This window comes from Pseudomonas sp. GW821-FHT03A09, from assembly GCF_059421065.1.
Map to the genome: position 1 here is coordinate 392,744 of NZ_JBWKUX010000001.1, position 24,101 is coordinate 416,844.

Annotated in this window: 22 protein-coding genes and 1 other RNA gene; 12 read left to right on the forward strand and 11 right to left on the reverse strand. The window is 61.1% G+C overall.

Translation table 11 applies throughout. The features are described 5' to 3' along the window. Positions 1-204 precede the first annotated feature (204 nt). Positions 205-2,592, forward strand: coding sequence for a TonB-dependent receptor plug domain-containing protein (locus AC07V4_RS01835; protein WP_492635049.1), 2,388 nt, complete (start codon positions 205-207; stop codon positions 2,590-2,592). 27 nt (positions 2,593-2,619) lie between these two features. Then, complete coding sequence (locus tag AC07V4_RS01840) at positions 2,620-3,276, forward strand: gamma-glutamylcyclotransferase (protein WP_431749574.1); 657 nt, start codon at positions 2,620-2,622, stop codon at positions 3,274-3,276. Here the strand turns inward: AC07V4_RS01840 and glpT are convergent. Together glpT and AC07V4_RS01850 are read right to left on the reverse strand one after the other, a co-directional pair. Then, a complete protein-coding gene (gene glpT / locus AC07V4_RS01845; protein WP_492635048.1) occupies positions 3,262-4,611 on the reverse strand; it encodes a glycerol-3-phosphate transporter in 1,350 nt (449 codons plus the stop codon). The genes AC07V4_RS01840 and glpT overlap by 15 nt on opposite strands. 233 nt (positions 4,612-4,844) lie before the next feature. Beyond that, a complete protein-coding gene (locus AC07V4_RS01850) occupies positions 4,845-5,822 on the reverse strand; it encodes an NADPH:quinone oxidoreductase family protein (protein ID WP_492635047.1) in 978 nt (325 codons plus the stop codon). 150 nt (positions 5,823-5,972) lie between these two features. On the opposite strand from AC07V4_RS01850, the gene AC07V4_RS01855 reads away from it, so the two are divergent. Next, positions 5,973-6,380, forward strand: coding sequence for a flagellar basal body-associated protein FliL (locus AC07V4_RS01855; RefSeq protein ID WP_431752810.1), 408 nt, complete (start codon positions 5,973-5,975; stop codon positions 6,378-6,380). A gap of 97 nt (positions 6,381-6,477) precedes the next feature. On the opposite strand, the gene AC07V4_RS01860 is transcribed toward AC07V4_RS01855, so the two are convergent. The 4 genes from AC07V4_RS01860 to AC07V4_RS01875 form a co-directional block, all read right to left on the reverse strand. Next, a complete protein-coding gene (locus AC07V4_RS01860) occupies positions 6,478-7,596 on the reverse strand; it encodes an ABC transporter permease (RefSeq protein WP_492635046.1) in 1,119 nt (372 codons plus the stop codon). Then, entirely contained in the window at positions 7,596-10,313 is a 2,718-nt protein-coding gene (gene rbbA, locus AC07V4_RS01865; RefSeq protein ID WP_492635045.1) for a ribosome-associated ATPase/putative transporter RbbA, read from the reverse strand. Before rbbA ends, AC07V4_RS01860 begins: the two co-directional genes overlap by 1 nt. Further along, positions 10,310-11,275 carry an HlyD family secretion protein gene (locus AC07V4_RS01870; RefSeq protein WP_492635044.1) on the reverse strand — a complete coding sequence of 322 codons (966 nt, stop codon included), beginning with the start codon at positions 11,273-11,275 and terminating at the stop codon, positions 10,310-10,312. Before AC07V4_RS01870 ends, rbbA begins: the two co-directional genes overlap by 4 nt. Positions 11,276-11,344: 69 nt before the next feature. Then, positions 11,345-11,794 (reverse strand): EVE domain-containing protein, encoded by a 450-nt coding sequence (locus tag AC07V4_RS01875; protein WP_492635043.1) that lies wholly within the window; start codon positions 11,792-11,794, stop codon positions 11,345-11,347. Positions 11,795-11,989: 195 nt separating this feature from the next. On the opposite strand from AC07V4_RS01875, the gene AC07V4_RS01880 reads away from it, so the two are divergent. Then, on the forward strand, positions 11,990-12,139 hold the full coding sequence (locus AC07V4_RS01880) for a hypothetical protein (RefSeq protein ID WP_017253679.1): 150 nt from the start codon (positions 11,990-11,992) through the stop codon (positions 12,137-12,139). A 12-nt stretch (positions 12,140-12,151) separates the two neighbouring features. Here AC07V4_RS01880 and AC07V4_RS01885 read toward each other — a convergent pair whose 3' ends face one another. From AC07V4_RS01885 to AC07V4_RS01900, 4 genes are all read right to left on the reverse strand, one after another. Then, positions 12,152-12,781 carry a 5-formyltetrahydrofolate cyclo-ligase gene (locus AC07V4_RS01885; protein WP_492635042.1) on the reverse strand — a complete coding sequence of 210 codons (630 nt, stop codon included), beginning with the start codon at positions 12,779-12,781 and terminating at the stop codon, positions 12,152-12,154. A gap of 57 nt (positions 12,782-12,838) precedes the next feature. Continuing rightward, a non-coding RNA gene (gene ssrS / locus AC07V4_RS01890) (6S RNA) lies at positions 12,839-13,017 on the reverse strand. 30 nt (positions 13,018-13,047) lie between these two features. Beyond that, entirely contained in the window at positions 13,048-13,365 is a 318-nt protein-coding gene (locus AC07V4_RS01895; protein ID WP_492635041.1) for a cell division protein ZapA, read from the reverse strand. Next, on the reverse strand, positions 13,362-13,571 hold the full coding sequence (locus AC07V4_RS01900; protein WP_003177365.1) for a TIGR02449 family protein: 210 nt from the start codon (positions 13,569-13,571) through the stop codon (positions 13,362-13,364). Before AC07V4_RS01900 ends, AC07V4_RS01895 begins: the two co-directional genes overlap by 4 nt. Before the next feature lie 138 nt (positions 13,572-13,709). Between AC07V4_RS01900 and AC07V4_RS01905 the strand changes: the two genes are divergently transcribed. The 8 genes from AC07V4_RS01905 to gcvH all read left to right on the forward strand — a co-directional run bounded on the left by AC07V4_RS01905 (position 13,710) and on the right by gcvH (position 22,678). Further along, the gene (locus tag AC07V4_RS01905; RefSeq protein ID WP_492635040.1) at positions 13,710-14,267 is read left to right on the forward strand and encodes a YecA/YgfB family protein; all 558 of its coding nucleotides are present in this window, start codon (positions 13,710-13,712) and stop codon (positions 14,265-14,267) included. Between the two features lie 19 nt (positions 14,268-14,286). Next, a complete protein-coding gene (gene pepP / locus AC07V4_RS01910) occupies positions 14,287-15,609 on the forward strand; it encodes a Xaa-Pro aminopeptidase (protein WP_492635039.1) in 1,323 nt (440 codons plus the stop codon). Further along, positions 15,606-16,793 carry a 2-octaprenyl-6-methoxyphenyl hydroxylase gene (gene ubiH, locus AC07V4_RS01915; RefSeq protein ID WP_492635038.1) on the forward strand — a complete coding sequence of 396 codons (1,188 nt, stop codon included), beginning with the start codon at positions 15,606-15,608 and terminating at the stop codon, positions 16,791-16,793. The genes pepP and ubiH overlap by 4 nt, the downstream gene beginning before the upstream one ends. Before the next feature lie 61 nt (positions 16,794-16,854). Next, positions 16,855-18,072 (forward strand): 2-octaprenyl-3-methyl-6-methoxy-1,4-benzoquinol hydroxylase, encoded by a 1,218-nt coding sequence (locus AC07V4_RS01920; protein WP_492635290.1) that lies wholly within the window; start codon positions 16,855-16,857, stop codon positions 18,070-18,072. A 162-nt stretch (positions 18,073-18,234) separates the two neighbouring features. Next, the gene (locus tag AC07V4_RS01925; RefSeq protein WP_492635037.1) at positions 18,235-19,239 is read left to right on the forward strand and encodes an extracellular solute-binding protein; all 1,005 of its coding nucleotides are present in this window, start codon (positions 18,235-18,237) and stop codon (positions 19,237-19,239) included. Positions 19,240-19,384: 145 nt separating this feature from the next. Next, positions 19,385-21,001 carry an ABC transporter permease gene (locus AC07V4_RS01930; RefSeq protein WP_492635036.1) on the forward strand — a complete coding sequence of 539 codons (1,617 nt, stop codon included), beginning with the start codon at positions 19,385-19,387 and terminating at the stop codon, positions 20,999-21,001. Between the two features lie 157 nt (positions 21,002-21,158). Further along, the gene (gene gcvT / locus AC07V4_RS01935) at positions 21,159-22,241 is read left to right on the forward strand and encodes a glycine cleavage system aminomethyltransferase GcvT (RefSeq protein ID WP_492635035.1); all 1,083 of its coding nucleotides are present in this window, start codon (positions 21,159-21,161) and stop codon (positions 22,239-22,241) included. A 53-nt stretch (positions 22,242-22,294) separates the two neighbouring features. Beyond that, positions 22,295-22,678 (forward strand): glycine cleavage system protein GcvH, encoded by a 384-nt coding sequence (gcvH, locus tag AC07V4_RS01940; RefSeq protein WP_492635034.1) that lies wholly within the window; start codon positions 22,295-22,297, stop codon positions 22,676-22,678. Positions 22,679-22,811: 133 nt separating this feature from the next. On the opposite strand, the gene AC07V4_RS01945 is transcribed toward gcvH, so the two are convergent. After that, positions 22,812-23,954 (reverse strand): DegT/DnrJ/EryC1/StrS family aminotransferase, encoded by a 1,143-nt coding sequence (locus AC07V4_RS01945; RefSeq protein WP_492635033.1) that lies wholly within the window; start codon positions 23,952-23,954, stop codon positions 22,812-22,814. Positions 23,955-24,101 lie beyond the last annotated feature (147 nt).

Genomic DNA, 24,101 nt, shown 5'->3' on the forward strand with positions numbered 1-24,101 from the left:
GCCTGAACCTGAGCTGAAAGCAAGGCCGCCTATGCTTATGCAATCTGGGTATTATTTATGTAGGAAAAATCTCATTAAGCTATAAGCAACGGACTACCGCCTTTCAGCCAATAACCAATAGATGACCGCCACCGCTCGCCAGCCGGATCGATCGTACGAACTCAGAGCATTGAAGTTCTGATTGTTGATTCAAAGGGGAGCGGTATGGGGAGCTACAAGAAGCACGCGCTGTACACGGCGATTTTGTCGGCGAATTTGCTGGCCGCTGTGGGATTCAATCCAGTCCAGGCGGCCGACACGCCCGCCGCCGATGCACCTAAACTCGACACCGTGATCGTCACCGGCACCCGCGCCCAGGAGCGCACTGCCAGTGCATCGTTGTCGCCTGTCGACGTGATTTCCGGCGAAGCCCTGCGCAGCACCGGCTCCGATGAACTGGGTGCGGTGCTCGCACGGTTGATCCCATCGATCAACTTCCCGCGCCCAAGCCTGGTGGATGGCGCCGAGTTGGTGCGCCCGGCGCAGTTACGCGGCCTGTCGCCGGATCAAGTGCTGGTGCTGGTCAACGGTAAACGCCGCCACACCAGCGCTTTCGTCAACCTCGGCGGCGCCGTGGGGCGTGGTTCGGCACCGGCGGATCTGAATGCGATCCCGCTATCAGCGGTGGACCATATCGAAGTGCTGCGCGATGGCGCTTCCGCTCGCTATGGCTCTGATGCGATTGCCGGGGTAATCAACGTGATCCTCAAGCATGCCGACCACGGCGGGTCGATCTCCAGCAAGTTCGGCGAGTACAAAAAAGGCGATGGTATCCAGCGCAATCTCAGCGGTAACACCGGCCTGGCGTTGGGCGACAACGGTTTTATCAACCTCTCGGGCGAAGGCGCCGACAACGATTACACCAACCGCGCCGGCGATGATTTTCGCCCCGGTAGTGTAGGCTCAACGACCTACGGCCAGCGGGTGTTCCGCCAGGGCGAACCGGCCACCAACGAAGGTAAGTTCCAGTTCAACGCCGAATATTCGTTCAACGATGCGGCCGAACTCTACAGCTTCGGCGGCTACAGCAAGCGGCGTGGCGAGACGGCGGCGTTCTACCGCGCAAGCAATGCGTCCAACAACATCCCGGCGCTCAACCCCAACGGTTACCTGCCGTTGATCAAGGGCAACCTGGAAGACACCTCGCTGGTCGTGGGCTTGCGCGGCTTGCTGGCCTACGACTGGCATTACGATCTGTCGGCCAACTACGGCAAGAACCAGTATGAGCTGGGCACCGAGACCATCAACACCTCTCTCGGCCTGGGGACGCCACGCAAATTCAACAATGGCACCCTGAGCAACGACCAGCGACAAGTCAGTCTGGACCTGTCCCGTGAATTCGATGTGGGTTTCCTGCCCTATCCAGTCTCGGTGGCTTTTGGCGGCGAATACTTGCGTCAGGGTTATCAAATCGAAGCGGGCGAACCGGCCTCTTATTATCAGACTGGCAGTTCGGGGCTCGGCGGGTTCCGTGATGCTGACGCGGGCAGTACGTCGCGCCACAACTGGGCTCAGTACCTGGACCTGGAAACCAATTTCACCGAGAAACTCAGCGCCTCGGCCGCCGTGCGGCATGAGGATTACAGCGACTTCGGCTCCAACGTCAGCGGCTCGCTGTCGGCCCGATATGACTTCACCCCGCAAGTCGCTTTGCGCGGCAGTATCTCCAACGGTTTCCGCGCACCTTCCCTGGCCCAGCAGAATTTTGCCTACACCTCGTCGCAGTTGATCGGCAACACCATCCAGGAGGCCGGCACCTTCCCGGCCAACAGCCAAGTCGCCCGCCTGCTCGGCGCCGAAGACTTGAAGCCGGAAAAGTCGCGCAACTACAGCCTCGGTCTGGTGCTGGAGCCGGCCGATGACCTGACTGTGACGCTCGATGTGTACCGCATCGATATCCGCGACCGCATCAGCCTGTCGTCCAACCTCAACCTGAACCCGGCGACCATCGCCTACTTGCAAGCCAACGGTGTCGGCAACATCAACTACACCAGCGCCCGTTACTTCACCAATGCCACTGATACCAGCACCGACGGCGTCGACCTGGTGGCCAACTATCGCTATCAGTTCGATAACGGCATCCGCTGGAACAGCATTGTCGGCTACAACTACAACCACACCAAGGTCACCGATGTGAAAGCCAACCCGGCGATCCTCGACAGCCTCGGTGCCAACCTGGTGCGAGTGGACCGCCGCGAGCGCATCGGTTTGCTTGGCGATACCACGCCACAGCACAAGCTGAGCCTGGGCAACGACTTCACCTATGGCCATTGGGCGCTGCACAGCAACCTAGTGCGCTATGGTGAGTTCACCAGCTACCAGGCAGACAAGGTCAACGACCAGACCTTCAAGGCGGCTTGGGTGCTCGACCTGTCGGCGGACTACAAGTTGAAAAACTGGACCTTCACCCTGGGTGGCGACAACATCACCGACAAATACCCGGAGAAGGTCAACGCGTACGCCAGCAGCGGTGGCAACCTCGCCTACAGCACTTTTTCGCCGTACGGTTACAGCGGCGCGTTTTATTACGGTAAAGTTGCTTACAACTGGTAATACACAGGAGGCGCACCGCTCTTCGCCATGACCGCCATTGAAACCGATCTTTTGCAATTGGCTTACCCTCCGCGGCTCGATCTGGGGCCGCAACTCACTCACGAACAGTTGATGAGCTCCATGCAGGCCACCATGGCCCGGCATAAGGGTGGGCCGGTCTGGCTATTTGCTTACGGCTCGCTGATCTGGCGTCCTGAATGTTCGTCGACCGAGCGGGTGCGGGCACGGGTTCACGGTTATCACCGGGGCCTGTACCTGTGGTCCCACGAGCACCGGGGTACGCCGGAGTTACCGGGGCTGGTGTTTGGTCTGGATCGCGGTGGTTCGTGCAGCGGGTTTGCCTACCGCTTGCCGGAAGATCAATTGGACGCCTCGCTGTACGCCTTATGGCAACGCGAAATGCCTTACCCCTCGTACCGGCCGCACTGGCTCAGCTGCCGTCTGGAAGATGGCAATCAGGTACAGGCGCTGGGGTTTGTATTGGAGCGGCATTTGCCCAGCTATGCCGGCAACTTGCCCGATATCGTGCTGAACCACGTACTGCAAAGCGCTTGCGGGCGTTACGGCACTACTCGCGATTATGTCGAGCAGACCGTGAACGCCCTGCGTAGCCACGCCATGCCAGATAAGAACCTGGAGGCGCGGCTCAAGCGTTGTGCCAAGGATTGCTTAGGCGGTAGCTGACCGCGCCTCGCTGACGCTGTTGGTGTGCCACAGCGTTGGAATGAGGAATGCGATGGCCAACAGGCACGCGCCCACCAGCAACACAAACCCGCCATCCCAGCCGAAATGGTCAACGGTGTAGCCCATGGCCGCACTCGCCGCCACCGAACCGCCCAGGTAACCGAACAGCCCCGTGAAGCCCGCCGCAGTGCCCGCGGCTTTCTTCGGTGCCAGTTCCAGCGCCTGCAGGCCGATCAGCATCACCGGGCCGTAGATCAGGAAGCCGATGGAGAACAGCGCGATCATGTCGATGGTCGGGTTGCCCGGCGGGTTGAGCCAGTAAACCAGGGTCGCCACGGTCACCAGTGCCATGAACACCACGCCGGTCAGGCCACGGTTGCCACGGAAGATCTTGTCCGACATCCAGCCGCACAGCAGCGTGCCAGGAATACCGGCCCACTCGTAGAAGAAGTACGCCCACGAGGTTTTATCCACGTCGAAGTGCTTGGCTTCCTTGAGGTAAGTCGGCGCCCAGTCCAATACGCCGTAGCGCAGCAGGTAGACGAAGACGTTGGCGAAGGCGATGTACCACAGCATTTTGTTGCGCAGCACGTACTTGACGAAGATTTCCTTGGCGCTGAATTCTTCTTCGTGGCTAGCGTTGTAGCCTTCCGGGTAATCATTCTTGTATTGCTCGATCGGCGGCAGGCCGACCGATTGTGGGGTGTCGCGCATGGTGATGAAGGCAAACGCCGCCACCAGCAACGCCACGGTGGCCGGGACGTAGAACGCCGCGTGCCAGTCGTTGAACCAGGCCATGCCCAGCAGGAACAGCGGGCCGATCAAGCCGCCGCCGACGTTGTGCGCCACGTTCCACACCGACACCACGCCGCCGCGCTCTTTCTGCGACCACCAGTGCACCATGGTCCGTCCACTTGGCGGCCAGCCCATGCCTTGGGCCCAGCCGTTGATGAACAGCAAAATGAACATCATGGTCACGCTGGACGTTGCCCAAGGTGCGAAACCGAAAATGAACATCACACCGGCTGAAACCAGCAGGCCGAAGGTCAGGAAGTAGCGTGGGTTGGAGCGGTCGGACACCAGGCCCATCAAGAATTTGGACAAGCCGTAGGCAATCGCGATTGCCGACATCGCCAGGCCCAGTTCGCCACGGGTGTAACCCTCGTCGATCAAGTAGGGCATGGCCAGGGAGAAGTTTTTGCGCAGCAGGTAGTACCCGGCATAGCCGAAGAAAATACCGGCGAAGATCTGCCAGCGCAGCCGTCGGTAGGTACTGTCTATTTTTTCTTCAGGCAGGGGTGCCTGGTGTGCGGCAGGACGAAAGAAAGCAAACATTCAAGAGCTCCAAATTTCTTGTTTTGACTGCGGATGCGAATGTTACAGTTTCGTTACCGAAAATAGCATTGCCTCTTATCTGCAAACACAGGAAAACGGAGCGATTGCATGTTCTCTTACGAACATGTCGCTAATAGATAAGTGTGGGTCGTAATCTGCTTCTTGGAAATAATGCAGATCAAACTGTGGGAGGGGACAATCCCCCTCCCACAGTTGGTTGCATTTCAAGTTGATTAGCGGGTTTGGACGACGACCTTGCCCACCGCCTTGCGCTGCCCCAAGTCATTGATCGCCTGAGCCGCCTGCTCCAGCGGATACACCTGCGATACCAACGGCTTCAACTTGCCCTCGGCATACCAGGTGAACAACTGCTGGAAGTTCGCTGCATTGTCCTGCGGTTGGCGCTGGGCGAACGAGCCCCAGAACACCCCGACCACGGCCGCGCCCTTGAGCAGCGCCAGGTTCACTGGCAGTTCGGGAATGCGCCCGCTGGCAAAGCCCACCACCAGCAGGCGGCCGTTCCAGGCGATGGAGCGGATGGCCTGGTCAAACAGATCGCCGCCCACCGGGTCGTAGATCACATCGACGCCGTTACCATTGGTCAGGCGTTTGATCTCTTCCTTGAGGTTTGCCTCGCTGTAATTGATCACCTCATCGGCGCCGGCCGCCTTGGCCACGGCCAGTTTGTCGGCGCTGCTGGCGGCGGCGATCACCCGGGCGCCCATGGCTTTGCCGATTTCCACCGCAGCCAGGCCCACACCACCGGAGGCGCCGAGCACCAGCAGGGTCTCGCCGGGTTGCAGGTTGGCGCGTTGTTTCAGGGCGTGCATCGAGGTGCCGTAGGTCATGCTGAACGCGGCGGCGGTGTTGAAATCCATGCTCGGCGGGATCGGCAGCACGTTGTAGCCCGGCACCGCGACCTGCTCGGCAAAGCCGCCCCAACCGGTCAACGCCATGACCCGGTCACCGACTTTCAAGTGGCTGACCTTTTCGCCGACTTCACTGACCACGCCCGCCGCTTCGCCACCCGGTGAGAATGGGAAGGGCGGCTTGAACTGGTATTTGCCCTCGATGATCAGGGTGTCCGGGAAGTTCACCCCGGCGGCGTGCACGTCGAGCAGGATCTCGTTCTTCTTGATCGACGGGCGCTCGATCTCTTCCAGCACCAGGGTTTCGGCGGGGCCGAAGGCTTTGCACAGCACAGCTTTCATCGGACTATTCCTTTTGGCGTCGTGGCCGATAAGTGTAGGAGGGTGCGCCCGTGGGTCAACGAGCATGCCCGGGCCTGATAAGTCGCCATAAGCTTGTGCTCAGCCTCGCTAGCGTTATGCTACCGGGCAACCGAATGTGAGGATTGAACTGTGAAAGCGTGGATTCTGTTGATGCTGGCCTTGACCTTGCCGATGGCGGCCCAGGCCGAAGAGGCCAAGGAAGGTGAGGCGCCGAAGGTCAGCTATATCAGCCTGACCCCGCCGTTCGTGGGCAACTACGGTCTGGATGGCACAGCGAAACTCAAGGTATTCAAGGCCGATATCGCCCTGCGCGTGACTGGGCCTGAAGCCGCTGCTGCGGTCAAAGCCAACGACGCGTTGATTCGCAACCAACTGGTGGCGCTGTTCACCCAGCAGACCAACGAGGCCATGAGCACGGTCGAGGGCAAAGAAAAACTGCGCCAGGAAGCCTTGAAGCAAACCCAGCAAGTCATGAACGACGAAACCGGTAAGCCGGTGGTGGAAGACCTGTTGTTCAACAACTTGATCATCCAATAAGTCGCTACGCGACTATCGGGGGCAAGCCCCCTCCCACAGTTGGAATGCGATCAAATGTGGGAGGGGGCTTGCCCCCGATGACGGCGGTACAGCCACCTCAGGACGCCAGGCTTTTCCTGAATCGCGCCAACGCCACCGCAAAAAACACCAACCCAATCCCCGCCAGCGCCAGCAAATCCGGCCACACCACGCTCACGCCCGCATCCCTGAACAGAATCGCCGCGCTCAAGCTCACAAAGTGCGTTGACGGCGAGCCCTGCATCACCCACTGCAACCATTCGGGCATGCTGTCCAGCGGCGTGCTGCCGCCTGAGAGCAGCAGCATCGGGATGATCACCGGGATCGCCAGCAAGCCGAACTGCGGCGTCGATCGGGCGAGGGTGGCGAGGAAAATCCCCAGGGCAGTGCTGGCGAACAGATACAGCGCCGTCACCAGCAGGAACAGGCCCAACGACCCGGCCAGCGGCACGCCGAGCAAGCCCTTCACCACCAGCTCCACCGACAGCCAGGTGCACAGCACCACCACCAGCATGTTGCTCCAGATTTTCGCCAGCATGATTTCCAGCGCGGTCAGCGGCAGCACCAGCAAATGGTCGAGGGTGCCATGTTCGCGCTCACGCAGCAGCGCCGTGCCGGTCAGCACGATGGCAAGAATGGTGATGTTGTTGACGATCTGGATCACTGCCAGGAACCAGCCGCCTTCCAGGTTGGTGTTGAACAGTGCCCGCGTGGTCAGTTGCGCCGGCGCCTTGCCGGCGGCATCGGCCTGGCCGCTGTAGCGCTGCAACTCACGCTGGAAAATCCGGCCGATATAGCCTGCGCCCATGAAGGCCTGGCTCATCGCCGTTGCATCGACGTTCACCTGCACGCCCGGTTGGCGCCCGGCCAACAGGTCTGCCTGGAAGTTGGCCGGTACATTGATCACGAAGGTGTACTCGCCACTGTCCATGACCTTGTCCAACTGGTCGTAGGCCAGCGGTGCGGGTGGTTGGAACTCGGGTGGCTGCAGCGCCTCGGCCATCTGCCGCGACAGCGCGCTGTGGTCTTCATCGACAAAGGCCACGCTGGCGTTGTGCACGCCGATCACCGAGCCGGCGGCGGGCATGTAGATCGCCACGGTGAAGGCGTAGAACAGAAACAGCAGCAACACACTGTCGTGGCGCAGGCTGGTCAGTTCCTTGAGACCCAGGCGCAGGACATGCGCGAACGTGTGCATCAGGCCTCCTGCTTCTTGAGCATGATCAGGCTCAACCCGGTGAACCCGACGAAAAAGCCAAACAGCGCCAGGCACTGCGGCCACAGCTGGCGCAGGTCCAGGGCTTTGGTGAACGTGCCCACTGCGATATCCAGGAAGTGCCCCGCCGGGAACAGCATGCCCATCAACGCGGCGGCACCTTCCAGGGATGAACGCGGCACGATCAGCCCGGAAAACTGGATGGTCGGCAGGCTGGTAATGATCATGGTGCCGAGGATCGCCGCGATCTGGGTGCGGGTAAACGCGGAAATCAGCAGGCCCATGCTGGTGGTGGCCAGTACATACAGCAAGCCGCCGAACGCCAGGGCCACGCCGCTGCCCTTGAACGGTACGCCGAACAACCAGCGGTTCATCGCCACCAACAGCGCCAGGTTGACCAGGCTGACGGCCAGGTACGGCGCCTGTTTGCCCAGCAGGAATTCCAAGCGGGTCAGGGGCGTGGCATAGAAGTTGGTGATCGAGCCCAGCTCTTTTTCGCGCACGATGCCCAGGGCGGTGAGCATGGCTGGGATAAATGCCAGGATCAGCGCCATCACGCCGGGGCCGATGGCATTCACGCTGACTACGTCTTGGTTGTAGCGAAAGCGCGTTTCCAGTTTGGCGGCGGCTTGAGTGCTGCGGGGCAGGCTGCTCAGTTCGGCCAGCTGTTGAAGATTGCCTTGGTGCACCGCCTCTACATAGTTGCGGCTGGTTTCCGCGCGAAACGGCATGCCACCGTCGAGCCAGGCGGCCACCGTGGGCTGGCGCCCGGCGTAGAGGTCGCGGCCAAATCCGGGCGGGATCTCCAGGGCCAACTTGATTTCCGAGCGTTGCAGGCGCCGGTGCAGCTCATTGGCGTCATGAATCGGCGCTTGTTCGGCGAAGTAGCGCGAGCTACGGAATGCTTCCAGGTAGGCGCGACTTTGTGGGGTCTGGTCCTGGTCATAGACGGCGAAGGCGAGGTTTTCCACGTCCAGGGAAATGCCGTAGCCGAAGATCACCATCATGAACATCGCCCCGAGCAGCGCGAAGGCCATGCGCACTTTGTCGCGCAGCAGCTCCTTGCCTTCGCGGCTGGCCACCGCCAGTAGCCGAGCCAGGCTGAAACCGCGCTTGCTGACTGGTGGCGCGCTGGCTTCGCTGACGGTTTTGTTCGGCGTGGTGGCTTCGGTTTCGCCCTGGGCCTGTTCCAGGCAGGTGACGAAGGCGGCCTCCAACGTGTCGCCGTGGAACTGCTGTTGCAGGGCGTCAGGAGTGTCGCAGGCCAACACTTTCCCCGCGTGCATCAGGGAAATACGGTCGCAGCGCTGGGCCTCGTTCATGAAGTGGGTGGACAGGAAGATTGTCACGCCCTGTTCCCGGGACAGCTCAATCAGCAGCCGCCAGAAATCATCCCGCGCTGCGGGGTCGACACCTGAGGTGGGTTCATCGAGGATCAGCACTTCGGGGCGATGTAGCACGGCCACGGCCAGGGATAAGCGCTGGCGAAGGCCGAGGGGCAGTTCGCCGGAAGGTTGCTCGGCCACACCGCCCAAGTCGAAGCGCTGGATCAGTTCATCAATGCGCGGGTCGCTGTCAGCCTTAGGCAAATCGAACAATTGCGCATGGAGCACCAGGTTTTGCCGCACGCTGAGTTCGCCGTACAGCGAGAAGCTTTGCGACATGAACCCCACGCGCTTACGGGTCGCCAGGTCCTTGGCGTTCACCGGGTTGCCCAGCAGCATCGCACGGCCTTCGGTGGCCGGCATCAACCCGGTGAGCACTTTCATGGTGGTGGTCTTGCCGCAGCCGTTGGAGCCGAGGAAACCGAAAATTTCGCCACGACCGATGGCGAAGCTGACTTTATTGACGGCCGTGAAGTCGCCGAAGCGCAGGGTCAGGTCGTGGGCCTCGATGGCAATGTCTGCGTTGGCGGCTTCACGCGGTGGAATGACCAGCGGTTGGTTGTCGTGGGCGCTGTCGCCCTGGAAGTGAGTGAAGGCGTCGTCCAGTTTGCCGCTGGGTGTGGCGGCTGCCAGCTCCCGGCTCAGGCCGTCAGCGATCAGCTTGCCGCGATCGAGCATCAGGCAGTGTTCGAACTGTTCGGCTTCTTCCATGTAGGCCGTAGCTACCAGCAGTGTCAGTTGCGGGCGTTCGCTACGGACGGTCTCTACCAGTTCCCAGAAGCGCCGGCGAGACAGTGGGTCGACGCCGGTGGTGGGCTCGTCGAGGATCAACAGGTCTGGGTCATGGATCAGCGCGCAGCACAGGCCGAGCTTCTGCTTCATGCCGCCGGAAAGCTTGCCGGCGGGACGTTCGGCGAAGCGTGCAAGGTCGGTGGCCAGCAGCAGGTTGTGCATGCGCTGCTCGCAATCGGCCTTGGACAGGCCGAACAACGTGGCGAAGAAGCGGATGTTTTCGCTGATGGACAGCTCGGGATACAGGTTGCCGCCCAGGCCCTGGGGCATAAAGGCGATGCGCGGGTACAGGCTGTTGCGGTGGCGGCGGTTCTCGATGGAGCCGCCGAGCACTTCCAGATGACCTTGCTGGAGCTTCTTGACCCCGGCGATCAACCCCAGCAGGCTCGACTTGCCCGCGCCGTCCGGGCCGATCAGCCCGCAGCGGGTGCCAGCCGGCAGGCTGAACGCGATGTCGAGCAGGGCCTGTTGCTTGCCGTAGCGGTGGTTGATCTCCGTGGCGTGCAGCGCCAGGCCGGTCATTGCAGGTTGGCCGGCCAGTCGATATCAGCCGTGCGCACATAACCGGCGCCGGGCATGCCCGGTTTGGCCTGGGGCACGGCGCTGGGTTGAGTCAGGCGCAGCTTGACGCGGAACACCAGCTTCTGGCGTTCGTCGCGGGTCTCCACCTCTTTGGGGGTGAACTGGGATTTGGCGGCGACGAAACTGATTTTTGCCGGCAGCGGTTGCTGGGGCAGGGCGTCGAGCAGGATGCGCGCGTCACTGCCGACGGTCAGGCGCCCGGTGACGGAGGCGGGCAGGTACAGGTTCATGTACTGATCATTCGGGTCAATCAGCAACAATACACGGCCTCCCGCGCCCAGCACTTCGCCAGGCTCGGCCAGGCGCAACTGGATGATCCCGTCGATGGGCGCGCGCAGGCTGCTGTCGTCGATCTCGCTGGTGAGTTGTGTGACCTGGGCCTCGGCGGCGCCGATGGCGGCTTTCACCGAATTGACCTGGGCTTGCGCGGCGATTACGGCGGCATTGCCGGTGTTCTGGCGCGCTTGCTGCTGGTCTATCAACTGGCTGCTGGCGAAGCCGCGTTTGTACAGTTCCTGGGTGCGCTTGAGCTCCTGGTTGGCCAGCAGTTGCTCGCTTTGGCGCAATTGCACGTTGGCTTCGGCGGCGGCGAAGTTTTCCTTGGCGCGCAGCACTTCGGCTTCGGCCTGGGCGCGCTGGGCTTCCAGGGTGCGGGTGTCCATGCGCGCCAGCAATTGACCCTTGAGCACCTTGTCGCCTTCGTCCACCCGCACTTCGGCCAGGCGCCCGGGGATCTTGGCGGCAATTTGTACTTCGGTGGATTCCAGGCGGCCATTGCCCATGCTCAGCCCGGCGGGCAAGCGGTCTTGGGTGGAGCGCCAATAACCGAAGCCACCGGCACCGACCAGCAGGGCGATCAGGGCGATGGCGAAAAGGCGGGACAAAAGGTGATTCGTTGACATGGCTGCATCCTGCGGCATTAGCGTCCTAGTTTGACCGGTGTGCCCCGAGAAGGGCTTGATGCCGGTCAGTTAAAGCAGATTGATCACTGCGGCCCATTGCTCCGGCGTGACGGCCATTACTGAAAGGCGACTGCCTTTTTGCACCAGCGGCAGTTCGGCGAGGGCGGTTTGCTGTTTCAAGTAACCAAGGCCCAGCACTGTGGGAAAGGTTTTCACGTGGGCCACGTTGATTGCGCTCCACGGATTTTTCTCCGGGGTGGACTTGGCGTCGAAATAGTGGCTATCTGGTTCTAGCGCTGTCGGGTCCGGATAGGCTGCCTCGATGATTTTGCCGATGCCGGCAATGCCCGGCTCGGGGCAACTGGAGTGGTAGAAGAAAAACTCATCGCCCACGGCCATGGCTCGTAGGAAATTGCGCGCCTGGTAGTTACGCACCCCGTCCCAGCGGGCTTCGCCAAGCTTTTCCAGGCCCTTGATGGAGAGTTCATCGGGCTCGGATTTCATCAGCCAATAGGCCATTTTTGGGCTCCTGAAAAAGGCACTGGGCAAGTTGTCGGGCAATTCCATGACAAACCGACAGTCGGTTGGCGTCAAGGTTTGCGTGTTGGTTCACGTTAACGCAGAATGCCGGGATTTTAAGCTTGACGCAGCTGCAACGGACTACTTTTGAACGTTGTTGTCATCGTGTACGAGGTGCCTGAAGGGGGGCAATCGATGCAACGTAAACCGGATTTACTATGGATTTTGGTTATTTTGTTTGGTCTGGGCGTCGTGACCACCGGGTACGCGCAGAGCCTGTGGTCGAACAAGACCGATGCTCCCGTTGAACTGACTCAGCAGCAGTCGCAACCGTTCAAGCGTTAACACCCTTCTTTATCAAGGCGCCGCTGTTTCCAGCGGCGGTTTTGCAACATACCAGCGTTTATCGGTGACAGTGCCCGCCAACGGCACGTCCCAGCTCGCCTGCGCCAATCGATCGACCTTCTGACATTCGTGGGCCAGCCCCAGCAGCGTCGGTTTGCGCCAGCTTTTGCGTCGCGCCAGGTAGGCGAGGCTGCGGTCATAAAAGCCGCCGCCCATGCCAAGGCGCCCGCCCACGTCATCAAACCCCACAAGTGGCAGCAGCACCAGGTCCAGCGCCCAGATCTGGCGTTGGCGATTGGCATTCACCCGTGGCTCAAGAATGCGAAAGCGGTTCGGCAGCAACGTATCCCCAGGTCGCACGCGCTGGAACACCATCTTGGTTCGCGGCCAGGCGCTGAGGACTGGGAGGTAGGTGGCTTTGCCCCGACGCTGGGCGGCGCGCAGCAGCAGGCGCGGATCGATTTCACCGTCCGTCGGTAGATAGAGCGAGATATGTTTGGCCCGGCGAAACAGCGGGTGCTGTGCCAGTTGCCGATACAGGCCATGGGCGGCCTGGCGCTGCTCGCTCGGCGACAGTTCGCGGCGGGCTTTGCGCAACATGCGTCGAAGTTGCGGACGGGAAAGCGGCGCAGGTTCGGTCATGGTTTTCGGCTCATAAAACAATGCCAGTCCTAAGACTGGCATTGAGTTTGGGAATTCAGGCTCCCCGACAGAGCCGCTGTCGACTTAGCCCTTGAACCCGAAAGTTCAAGGTGGAAGAAGCAGTAGGCTTTAAGGCTTTCCGTCTAGCGGACATGCACACCAGCCCAACGTGCAACTTCCAGGGTAGTGCGAATCGGCTCAGGGACATCGCCGACTGGCAAACACGCCAGGGAGTGGGGCGAGTATACCTTAAACCGGCACGTCAATCAGCCCTTGGATGCGTCTGAATCGCTGGAAAGCGCCAGATCCACACGTTCCAGCAGGTCACGCACCTGTTCACGTGTCGACCCGCTGGCCTGCACGTCAGGCTGTTCCTGCTTATGCAGCAGATCGTGGGTGATATTCAGCGCGGCCATCACGGCGATACGGTCGGCGCCGATGACTTTGCCGCTGCTGCGGATTTCACGCATCTTGCCATCCAGGTAACGGGCGGCACTCACCAGGTTGTTGCGTTCTTCCTGGGGGCAGATGATTGAGTATTCTTTGTCGAGGATCTGCACGGTTACGCTATTGCTTGAACTCATGAGTCTTGCTCCAGGGCCTTCAGGCGCGAAATCATCGATTCGACCTTACGCCGGGCGATTTCGTTTTTTTCAATGAGGTGAGCGCGTTCCTCGCGCCAGGTCTTTTCCTGAGCTAATAGGAGTCCGTTTTGACTCTTAAGTTGCTCGACCCGATCAATTAGCAGTTCGAGTCTGGCCATCAGCGCTTGCAGGTCGGTGTCTTCCATTGGGTTCCACTGGATTTGTCTGATGAATGGCAACTGCAGGATAAACGATCTGACGCCCTCGATAGTCTTGGTACGTCTGCCGGTGCTAGGATACAGCGCTTCATTCTAGACATTGCGCCGTCTGGCGCCTAGCTCACCATGCCTATTCAGAACTCCCCGTACGAAGCTTTTTCCAAACTGCTGAGCACCAGCGGCCATCCTTGCTCGCCTGCCGAGTTGCACGGCGTGTTGCTGGGCCGCAGCTGCACCGGTGTCGGCTTTGATGCTGACAACTGGTTGGCCGATGTGGCCGAGCTGCTGGAGAAAGAGCCAGAAGATAATGTGCGTAATGCGCTGATCGGCCTGCAGGAAATGGTCAAGGGCGAGCTGACCGGTGATGACGTCACCGTGGTCCTGCTGCTGCCGACCGACGACGCGCCGCTCGCCGAGCGCGCCGCCGCCTTGGGCCAATGGTGCCAAGGCTTCCTTCACGGCTTCGGCGTCAACGCTGGCGGCCTGGAACTGAGCACCGACGCCAAGGAAGTGCTACAGGATTTGGCCGCCATCTCCCAGGTGCAAGATGCCCTGGAAGAGTCCGAAGACGGCGAAGGCGACTACATGGAAGTCATGGAATACCTGCGCGTCGCACCGCTGCTGCTTTTCACCGAGACCAAGAAGTCCGCTGAACCTGCTGCACCCAAGCCGTCGCTGCATTAAGAAGGAAGCCCATCTGCCCATGATTCATATCCCCAAAGCGGAATACACCCGGCGCCGCAAGGCGCTCATGGCGCAGATGGAACCCAACAGCATCGCGATCCTGCCAGCCGCCGCCGTGGCGATCCGCAACCGTGATGTGGAGCACGTGTACCGCCAGGACAGCGATTTTCAGTACCTGAGCGGCTTCCCCGAACCGGAAGCGGTGATTGTGCTGATGCCCGGTCGCCTTCATGGCGAGTACGTGCTGTTCTGCCGCGAACGCAATGCCGAACGCGAGCTGTGGGATGGTCTGCGTGCCGGCACCGAAGGCGCGATCCGCGACTTTGGCGCTGACGATGCCTTTCCCATCACCGATATCGACGACATCCTGCCTGGCCTGATCGAAGGCCGCGACCGGGTGTATTCGGCCATGGGCAGTAACGCCGAGTTCGACCGGCATGTGATGGAGTGGATCAATGTGATCCGCTCCAAAGCTCACCTGGGCGCCCAGCCGCCGAACGAATTCGTTGCCCTGGATCATCTGCTCCACGACATGCGCCTGTATAAATCGGCGGCAGAAGTGAAGGTGATGCGTGAAGCTGCACGTATTTCCTGCGCGGCCCACGTGAAGGCGATGCAGGCCAGTCGCGCCGGTTTGCATGAGTTCAGCCTCGAAGCCGAGCTGGACTACGAGTTTCGTAAAGGCGGGGCGAAGATGCCGGCCTACGGCTCCATCGTCGCCGCTGGGCGCAACAGCTGCATCCTGCATTACCAGCAGAATGACGCGGTGCTCAAGGACGGCGACCTGGTGCTGATCGACGCCGGCTGCGAGATCGACTGCTATGCCAGCGATATCACTCGCACCTGGCCGGTCAATGGCAAGTTTTCGCCCGAGCAAAAGGCGATCTACGAGATTGTGCTGGCCTCCCAAGAGGCCGCCTTTGCCGAGATCGCACCGAACAAGCATTGGAACCAGGCCCATGAGGCAACGGTGCGCGTCATCACCACCGGGCTGGTGAAGCTGGGATTGTTGCAGGGCGATGTCGATGAACTGATTGCCAGCGAAGCCTACCGCGCTTTTTACATGCACCGCGCCGGCCATTGGCTGGGCATGGATGTGCACGATGTGGGCGAGTACAAAGTGGGTGGTGAATGGCGTGTGCTGGAGGTCGGCATGGCGTTGACCGTGGAGCCGGGGATTTATATCTCGCCGGACAACCAGAACGTGGCAAAGAAATGGCGTGGCATTGGCGTACGCATCGAGGACGACGTGGTAGTGACCAAGCAAGGCTGTGAAATCCTGACTGGCGGTGTGCCCAAGACCGTCGCCGACATCGAAGCACTGATGGCGGCAGCCCGATGAGCCGGGTCAACCTGGCGATTATCGGCGGTGGCCTGGTGGGTGCCAGCCTGGCGCTGGCCTTGCAGGCCGGGGCCAAGGCCCGTGGCTGGAAGATCGTGCTGATCGAGCCGTTCGCCCCCGGCGATACTTACCAGCCGAGCTACGACGCACGTTCATCGGCGCTGTCATTTGGCGCCCGGCAGATTTATCAGCGCCTGGGCCTGTGGCAGGAAATCTCCCGCCGCGCCGAGCCGATCAAGCAGATTCATGTGTCGGACCGTGGGCGTTTCTCCACCGCACGGTTGTCCGCCCTGGAAGAGGGCGTGCCTGCCCTGGGCTACGTGGTGGAAAACGCCTGGCTCGGCCAATGCCTGTGGCAAGGCCTGGACAAAGACGTGATCAGCTGGCGCTGCCCAGCGGAAGTGACACGCATGGAGCCGCTGCCCGACGGCTATCGCCTGACGCTCAACGATGAAACCGTGCTGGAATGCGACCTGGCCGTGTTGGCCGACGGTGGCCGCTCCGGTTTGCGTGAGCAACTGGGCATCGGGGTCAAAACCCGTCCGTACAACCAGAGCGCGTTGATCGCCAACATCACCCCAAGTGAAGCCCACAACGGAGAGGCCTTCGAACGCTTCACCGATGAAGGCCCGATGGCCCTGCTGCCGCTGCCGGACAACCGTTGCGCGCTGGTCTGGACGCGCCTCGGCATGGACGCCCAGCGCCTGGCCAACCTCGACGAACGCAGCTTCCTGAGTGAATTGCAGGGCGTGTTCGGCTACCGCCTGGGCACCCTGAAGCAAGTCGGCGCCCGTCACCTGTATCCGCTGACCTTGGTGGAAGCCGAAGAGCAAGTGCGCTCGCACCTGGTAATCCTCGGCAATGCTGCTCACAGCCTGCACCCGATTGCCGGGCAAGGCTTCAACCTGTCCCTGCGCGATGCCAACGCCTTGGCCGAGGCTCTGCTGGCCGGTCCGGCGGTGCCGGGTGACCTGGCGACTTTGCAGCGTTATCGCGAGCGCCAGCGTCTGGACCAGAACCTGACCGTAGGCTTCTCCGACCAGGTCACACGCCTGTTTGGCAGTGCGCAACCGCTGGTGGCGGTGGGCCGTAACCTGGGCCTGTTGGGGCTGGACTTGCTGCCGCCGGCCAAACGTTGGTTCGCCCGTCAGGCCATGGGCCTGGGCACGCGTCCTGATGTTTGAACCCGCCCATCACTTCATTCGCGGCCTGTGCCGCACACGAGACAAGGCTTAAAGCATGGACATGCGCGCAGATGTGCTGATTGTCGGGGCCGGAATGGTCGGAAGCGCCCTGGCGCTGGCGTTGCAGGGCAGTGGCTTGCAAGTGCTGCTGCTCGACGGCAGCCCGTTGAGTGTCAAGCCATTCGACCGTGAGGCCGCTTTCGAGCCTCGTGTGAGCGCCTTGTCGGCTGCCAGCCAGCATATCCTCGAGCGGCTTGGCGTGTGGGAGGGCATCGTCGAGCGGCGTGCCAGCCCTTACGGCGAGATGCAGGTGTGGGATGGCAGCGGCACGGGGCAGGTCCACTTTTCGGCCGCCAGCGTGCATGCCGACGTGTTGGGGCATATCGTCGAGAACCGCGTGGTTCAGGATGCCTTGCTCGACCGCCTGCATGATTGCGATCTCGGCCTTCTGGCCAATGCGCGCCTGGAACAGATGCGTCGCTCCGGCGATGACTGGCTGCTGACCCTGGCTGATGGCCGCAAACTGCGTGCGCCGCTGGTCATCGCTGCTGATGGCGCCAACTCTGCCGTACGCCGTCTGACCGGCACGGTGACTCGTGAATGGGATTACCTGCATAACGCCATTGTCACCAGTGTGCGCAGCAGCCAGCCGCACCAGCGCACGGCGTGGCAACGTTTTACAGATACCGGCCCGTTGGCGTTTCTGCCTTTGGTGCGCGATGGGCAGGAGGATTGGTGTTCGATCGTCTGGTCGACCACGCCAGCTGAGTCCGAGCGGCTGATGGCGCTGGATGATGAACGCTTCTGCCGTGAGCTGGAGCGCGCCTTTGAAGGGCGACTCGGCACGGTGGTCAGTGCTGACCCTCGTGTGTGCGTGCCGTTGCGCCAGCGGCATGCCAAGCGCTACGTGGCAGAAGGCTTGGCGTTGATCGGCGACGCTGCCCACGTGATCCACCCATTGGCGGGACAGGGTGTGAACCTGGGCTTCCTCGATGCCGCCGTTCTGGCTGAAGTGTTGTTGTCGGCCACCGAACGCGGTGAACGCCTGGCGGACGTGAAGGTGCTGAGCCGTTACGAGCGTCGGCGCATGCCGCATAACCTGGCGTTGATGGCAGCGATGGAAGGCTTTGAACGGTTATTCCAGGCCGATCAGCTGCCGCTGCGCTGGCTGCGTAATGCCGGCTTGAAAATGGTCGACCAGATGCCCGAAGCCAAGGCAGTGTTTGTGCGTCAGGCGCTGGGCCTGACCGGTGATCTCCCGGAGCTCGCCAAACCCTGAGGTTGAAATTCAATCCCCTGTGGGAGCCGGGCTTGCCCGCGATGAGGCCATTAGCCGCACCGCAAATCCCGGCTATGCAACATCTGGTAACGCCTCCGCCGAGCGCTACCAAATGTGAGTCCTTATCATTTGCGCTCTTTTTGCAAATGAGAGACCGCACCCATGTTGGCACCCAAGCGCCTCCTGACTGCCCTGGCACTCACCCTCATCGGCAGCACCACCGTGCAGGCCGCCGACGAAGTCGTGGTCTACTCCTCGCGCATCGACGAACTGATCAAGCCGGTGTTCGACGCCTACACCAAGAAGACCGGCGTGCAGGTGAAGTTCATCACTGACAAGGAAGCCCCGCTGATGCAGCGCATCAAGGCCGAAGGCGAGAACGCCACTGCCGACCTGCTGCTCACCGTTGATGCCGGCAACCTCTGGCAAGCCGAGCAAATGGGTATCCTGCAGCCGTTCACCTCCGAGGTGATCGACAAGAACATTCCCCTGCAATACCGCTCGTCCGCCCATGCCTGGACGGGTTTGAGCCTGCGCGCACGGACCATCGCCTATTCCACCGACCGGGTAAAAACCGGAGACCTGACCACCTACGAAGCCCTGGCCGACAAACAGTGGGAAGGCCGCCTGTGCCTGCGTACGGCGAAGAAGGTCTACAACCAGTCGCTGACCGCCACCTTGATCGAAACCCACGGTGCGTCCAGGACCGAAGAAATCGTCAAGGGCTGGGTCAACAACCTGTCCACCGATGTGTTCTCCGATGACATCGCAGTACTCGAAGCCATCAATGCGGGGCAGTGCGATGTGGGCATCGTCAACACCTACTACTATGGTCGCCTGCACAAGCAGAACCCGAACCTGGCGGTGAAGTTGTTCTGGCCGAACCAGGGCGACCGTGGCGTGCACGTGAACCTGTCGGGTATTGGCCTGACCAAGCACGCGCCGCACCCGGAAGCGGCCAAGGCACTGGTGGAGTGGATGACCACGCCGGAGGCGCAGAAGATCTTTGCCGATGTGAACCAGGAGTTCCCGGCCAACCCGGCGGTGCCACCTTCGGCGGAAGTGGCAACCTGGGGTAAGTTCGTGGCGGACACCCTGCCGGTGGAAGTGGCGGGCAAGCGCCAGGCCGAGGCGATTCGCTTGATGGATCGCGCCGGCTGGAACTGAAGCAGGTTTAAATGTGGGAGCTGGCTTGCCTGCGATGCAGACACCTCGGTGTATCAGTGATACCCAGGTGATGCTATCGCAGGCAAGCCAGCTCCCACATTGGTTAGTGGTAACTTCGAGATTTCATTTTCCTGAGAGCTTTTCCTTGGCCCACCCCGCCCAACGCCGCTGGTACCTGCCGGTCTTCACCGTCGCCGCCCTGGTGCTGCTGCCGCTGAGCGTGCTGCTGTTGTCCTGGCAAAGCATCGATGCGCAGATCTGGTCCCACCTCTGGGAAACCCAGATGCCGCGGCTGCTGGGCAACACCTTGACGTTGGTGCTGGGGGTGGGTGTCGGTGTGACGCTGCTGGGCGTCAGCCTGGCGTGGCTGACCAGCCTGTGTGAATTCCCCGGACGGCGCTGGCTCGATTGGGCGCTGATGCTGCCGTTTGCGATTCCGGCCTATGTGTTGGCCTTCGTGTTTGTCGGCCTGCTGGATTTCGCAGGTCCGGTGCAAACCCTGCTGCGTGAATGGTTTGGCGCGGGGCTGCGTCTGCCACGAGTGCGTTCCACCAGTGGCGTGATCATCGTGTTGGTGTTGGTGTTCTACCCGTATGTCTACCTGCTGGCGCGCACCGCGTTTCTCGCCCAAGGCAAAGGCCTGATGGAAGCGGCGCGCGTGCTGGGGCAGTCGCCATGGCAGGCGTTCTGGCGTGTGGCGTTGCCCATGGCCAGGCCGGCGATTGGTGCGGGTGTCGCCTTGGCGTTGATGGAGACACTGGCGGATTTTGGCGCCGTCTCGGTGTTCAACTTCGACACGTTCACCACGGCGATCTACAAGACCTGGTACGGCTTTTTCAGCCTGTCCAGCGCGGCACAGTTGGCCAGCCTGTTACTGCTGGTCGTCATGCTGGTGCTGTATGGGGAACGACGCGCCCGTGGGGCGAGCCGCCCGAGCAATGAGCGGCCGCGAGGTAAGGCGCTGTATCACCTGCATGGGCTCAAGGCCGCGATGGCCAGTGGTTGGTGTCTGTTGGTGTTCGCCTGTGCTTTTGTGATTCCGATGCTGCAACTGATTGCGTGGTTCTGGCAGCGTGGCCGGTTTGACCTGGATGAGCGTTACGCCGGGTTGATTGTTCACACCCTCTACCTGGGTGGTATCGCAGCGCTGATTACGGTCAGCGTGGCGTTGATATTGGCCTTCGCCAACCGTCTGGCGCCGACACGAGCGATTCGCTCCGGCGTCGGCCTGGCCAATATCGGCTATGCCTTGCCGGGCTCGGTGCTGGCGGTGTCGATCATGCTGGCGTTCAGCTATTTGGACCGTGAACTGGTGGTGCCGCTGTCCGGCTGGCTGGGCGGTGCGGGCAAACCGCTGCTGCTGGGCAGTTTGTCGGCGTTGGTGTTGGCATATCTCGTGCGATTCCTGGCGGTGGCCTATGGGCCGCTGGAAAACAGCCTGGCGCGTATCCGCCCCTCGTTGCCGGAAGCGGCGCGCAGTCTCGGTGTGGGTGGCCCGCGACTGTTTTGCAAAGTGTATCTGCCGTTACTGCTTCCGGGGGCGATGAGCGCGGCACTGTTGGTGTTCGTGGATGTCCTCAAGGAAATGCCCGCTACCCTGCTGATGCGCCCGTTCGGCTGGGATACCTTGGCGGTGCGCATCTTTGAAATGACCAGTGAGGGCGAATGGGCGCGAGCCTCTTTGCCGGCGCTGACGCTGGTGTTGGTAGGCTTGTTGCCGGTCATCGGGCTGATTCGCAGGTCTGCACGGCAAATCGGTTAGGTGCCAGTACTACGGCTTGCGGCTACAATGCGCGGCATTCGGTGCGCTTCGTCTTTCGGAGCGGGTCGCTGGGCGTGGCTGGAAGCCTTGTAATTCAAGGTGTTCAGGCGCGAACAGCAGCTCCGCGCACCTTCGCCAAGCCCGGAAGGAGAAACCCATGGGACAGCGTACGCCTCTGTATGACCTGCATCTCGCCCTCGGCGCGAAAATGGTCGATTTTGGCGGTTGGGATATGCCTCTGCATTACGGTTCGCAAGTTGAAGAACACCATCAGGTGCGACGCGACTGCGGGGTGTTTGATGTATCCCATATGACCGTGATCGATGTCACAGGCCTTCAGGCCAAGGAATGGCTCCAGCACTTGCTGGCCAATGATGTGGATCGTCTGCATGGCTGTGGCCGTGCGTTATACAGCGCCATGCTCAACGAGCAGGGCGGCGTGGTGGATGACATGATCGTCTACCGCACCGACACGGGGTACCGGCTGGTGTTCAACGCCGCCACCCGCGACCAGGACATGGCCTGGATGCAGGCCCAGTTGGGTCGTTTCTCGGTACAACTGCAGGAGCGGTCCGAGTTGGCCATGCTGGCTATCCAAGGCCCGCATGCCCGGCAGAAAATCGCCGAACTGGTCACCCAGTCGCGTGGCGCCCTGATCCACCAGCTTAAGCCTTTTGAGGGCCAGGCCGACGGCGATTGGTTTATCGCCCGCACGGGTTATACCGGCGAAGATGGCCTTGAAATCGTTTTGCCTGCCGATCAGGCTCCAGGTTTCTTCAACGACCTGGTGGGTGCCGGCATTTCACCCATCGGCCTCGGCGCTCGTGACACGCTGCGCCTGGAAGCCGGTATGAACCTGTACGGCCAGGACATTCACCTGGACGTTTCGCCACTCGTGGCCAATATGGCCTGGAGCATTGCCTGGGAGCCTGCCGAGCGTGATTTCATCGGCCGTGCTGCACTTGAGGCGGAAAAAGCGGCGGGTGTGCAGTTCAAATTGGTCGGGCTGGTGCTGGAGGAGCGCGGGGTTTTGCGCGCTCATCAAGTGGTTCGTATCGCCAATGTTGGCGAAGGAGAGATCACCAGTGGTAGTTTCTCTCCTACGCTGAGCAAATCCATTGCCCTGGCGCGTGTACCGACGGCCACCGCCGATCGGGCCGAAGTGGAAATCCGCGGCAAGTGGTACCCGGTTCGAGTGGTCAAGCCGACCTTCGTGCGCCATGGCAAAACCTTGATCTAACCTATTTCCGGCAGGCCAAAGGCCGCTGACATTTCTTCTTGAGGACACAGACTATGAGCGATATCCCTGCCGAACTGCGTTTTGCCGAAAGTCACGAATGGGCTCGTCTGGAAGCTGACGGCACCGTGACCGTCGGGATCTCCGACCATGCTCAGGAAGCGTTGGGGGATGTGGTGTTTGTTGAGTTGGCCGAAGTAGGCGCCACGTTTGATGCTGAAGGTCAGGCTGGGGTGGTTGAATCGGTAAAGGCAGCGTCGGACATCTACGCGCCGGTCGCTGGTGAAGTGATTGCCGTCAACGAGGAGTTGAGCGCAAGCCCGGAACTGCTGAACTCTGACCCGTACGGTGCCTGGATCTTCAAGCTCAAGCCAAGCAACCCGGCCGACCTGGAAAAACTGCTGGATGCCGCCGGCTACAAAGCCGCCATCGGCGAGTAAACGCCGGTAGTAGAAGCCAAGCAAATCACTGTGGGAGCTGGCTTGCCTGCGATAGCATCACCGGGGTGTGACTGAACCACCGAGGTGTTTGCATCGCAGGCAAGCCAGCTCCCACATTTGATTGTGGTGGAGCTTAATCGGCTTTCAGCACCGCTTTGACGGCCGCAACCGACCGCTCCACGTCCGCTTCTGTCATTGCCGTGAACATCGGCAACGACACGATCAAACGTCCCACACGCTCAGACACCGGGAACATGCCTTCCTTGAATCCCTGTGCCCGATACAGGCTCAACAGGTGAATCGGCGGGTAGTGATAGCCAATGCCGACGCCATGAGCCTGCATTTGCTCCATGAACGTCGCACGTGCCGGCAAACCGTCTTTACGCTCTGGCAGTACCAGTTGGAACAGGTGCCAGTTGCTGTTTTCGAAGTCCGCCGGCGGCAGTTGCGCGCCGTACTTCTCTTCAAAGTCACTGCCGAAGCACTTGAAGTAATGCCGTGCCAGGCTCTGGCGGTGGGCGGTGATTTTTTCGATATGGGCAAATTGTCCCAGGCCGATGGCTGCGGCGATGTCGGTCATATTGAACTTGCCGCCCAGCACATCCACATCCAGGCCGTCGAAGCCAGTACGGGTAACGCCCTGCAGGCGATACTTCTCTGCCAGACGCGCTTCCTCGGCGTTGTTCAACACCAGGCAACCGCCTTCGGAGGAAGTGATGTTCTTGTTGGCCTGGAAGCTGAACGACACGAAGTCACCGGTCGCGCCGATACGTTCGCCATCCCAACTGGAGCCCAACGCCTGGGCAGCGTCTTCGATGATGCGCAGGTTGTACTTGTTCGCCAGCGCATACAGCATTGGCATGTCCAGGGGCAGGCCTGCCAGGTACACCGGAATGATCGCCTTGGTACGTGGGGTAATGGCGGCTTCCACCTGGGCCAGGTCGATATTGCGGGTGACCGGGTCGATATCGGCAAACACCGGGGTGGCGCCCACTTCCAGGATCACGTTGGCGGTGGCGACCCAGGAGATCGGGGTGGTGATGACTTCATCCCCAGGGCCGATACCGGCGATACGCAAGGCGATCTCCATGGTGCAGGTGCCCGAGTTGAACGTGCGCACCGGGCGGCCGCCAAAATATTCCGACAGTTGAGCTTCGAATGCCTGCACTTTCGGTCCGCTGGTGATCCAGCCGGAGCGCAGTACATCGCCGACCGCCGAGATGGTGGCTTCATCAATGGTAGGTTTGGAAAACGGCAGAAAAGGCTGTGAGCTCATGACGAAGAAGGCATCCGTTTCAGGTAGGCGATGAGTAATAGACGTGTCAGTACCGCATGGTTGCACGGTTCGACTGAATATAGCCTGTCACGCGTGAATGAATCGTCATGATACGGGCAAAAAAATGCCGCTTCAAAAAGCGGCATT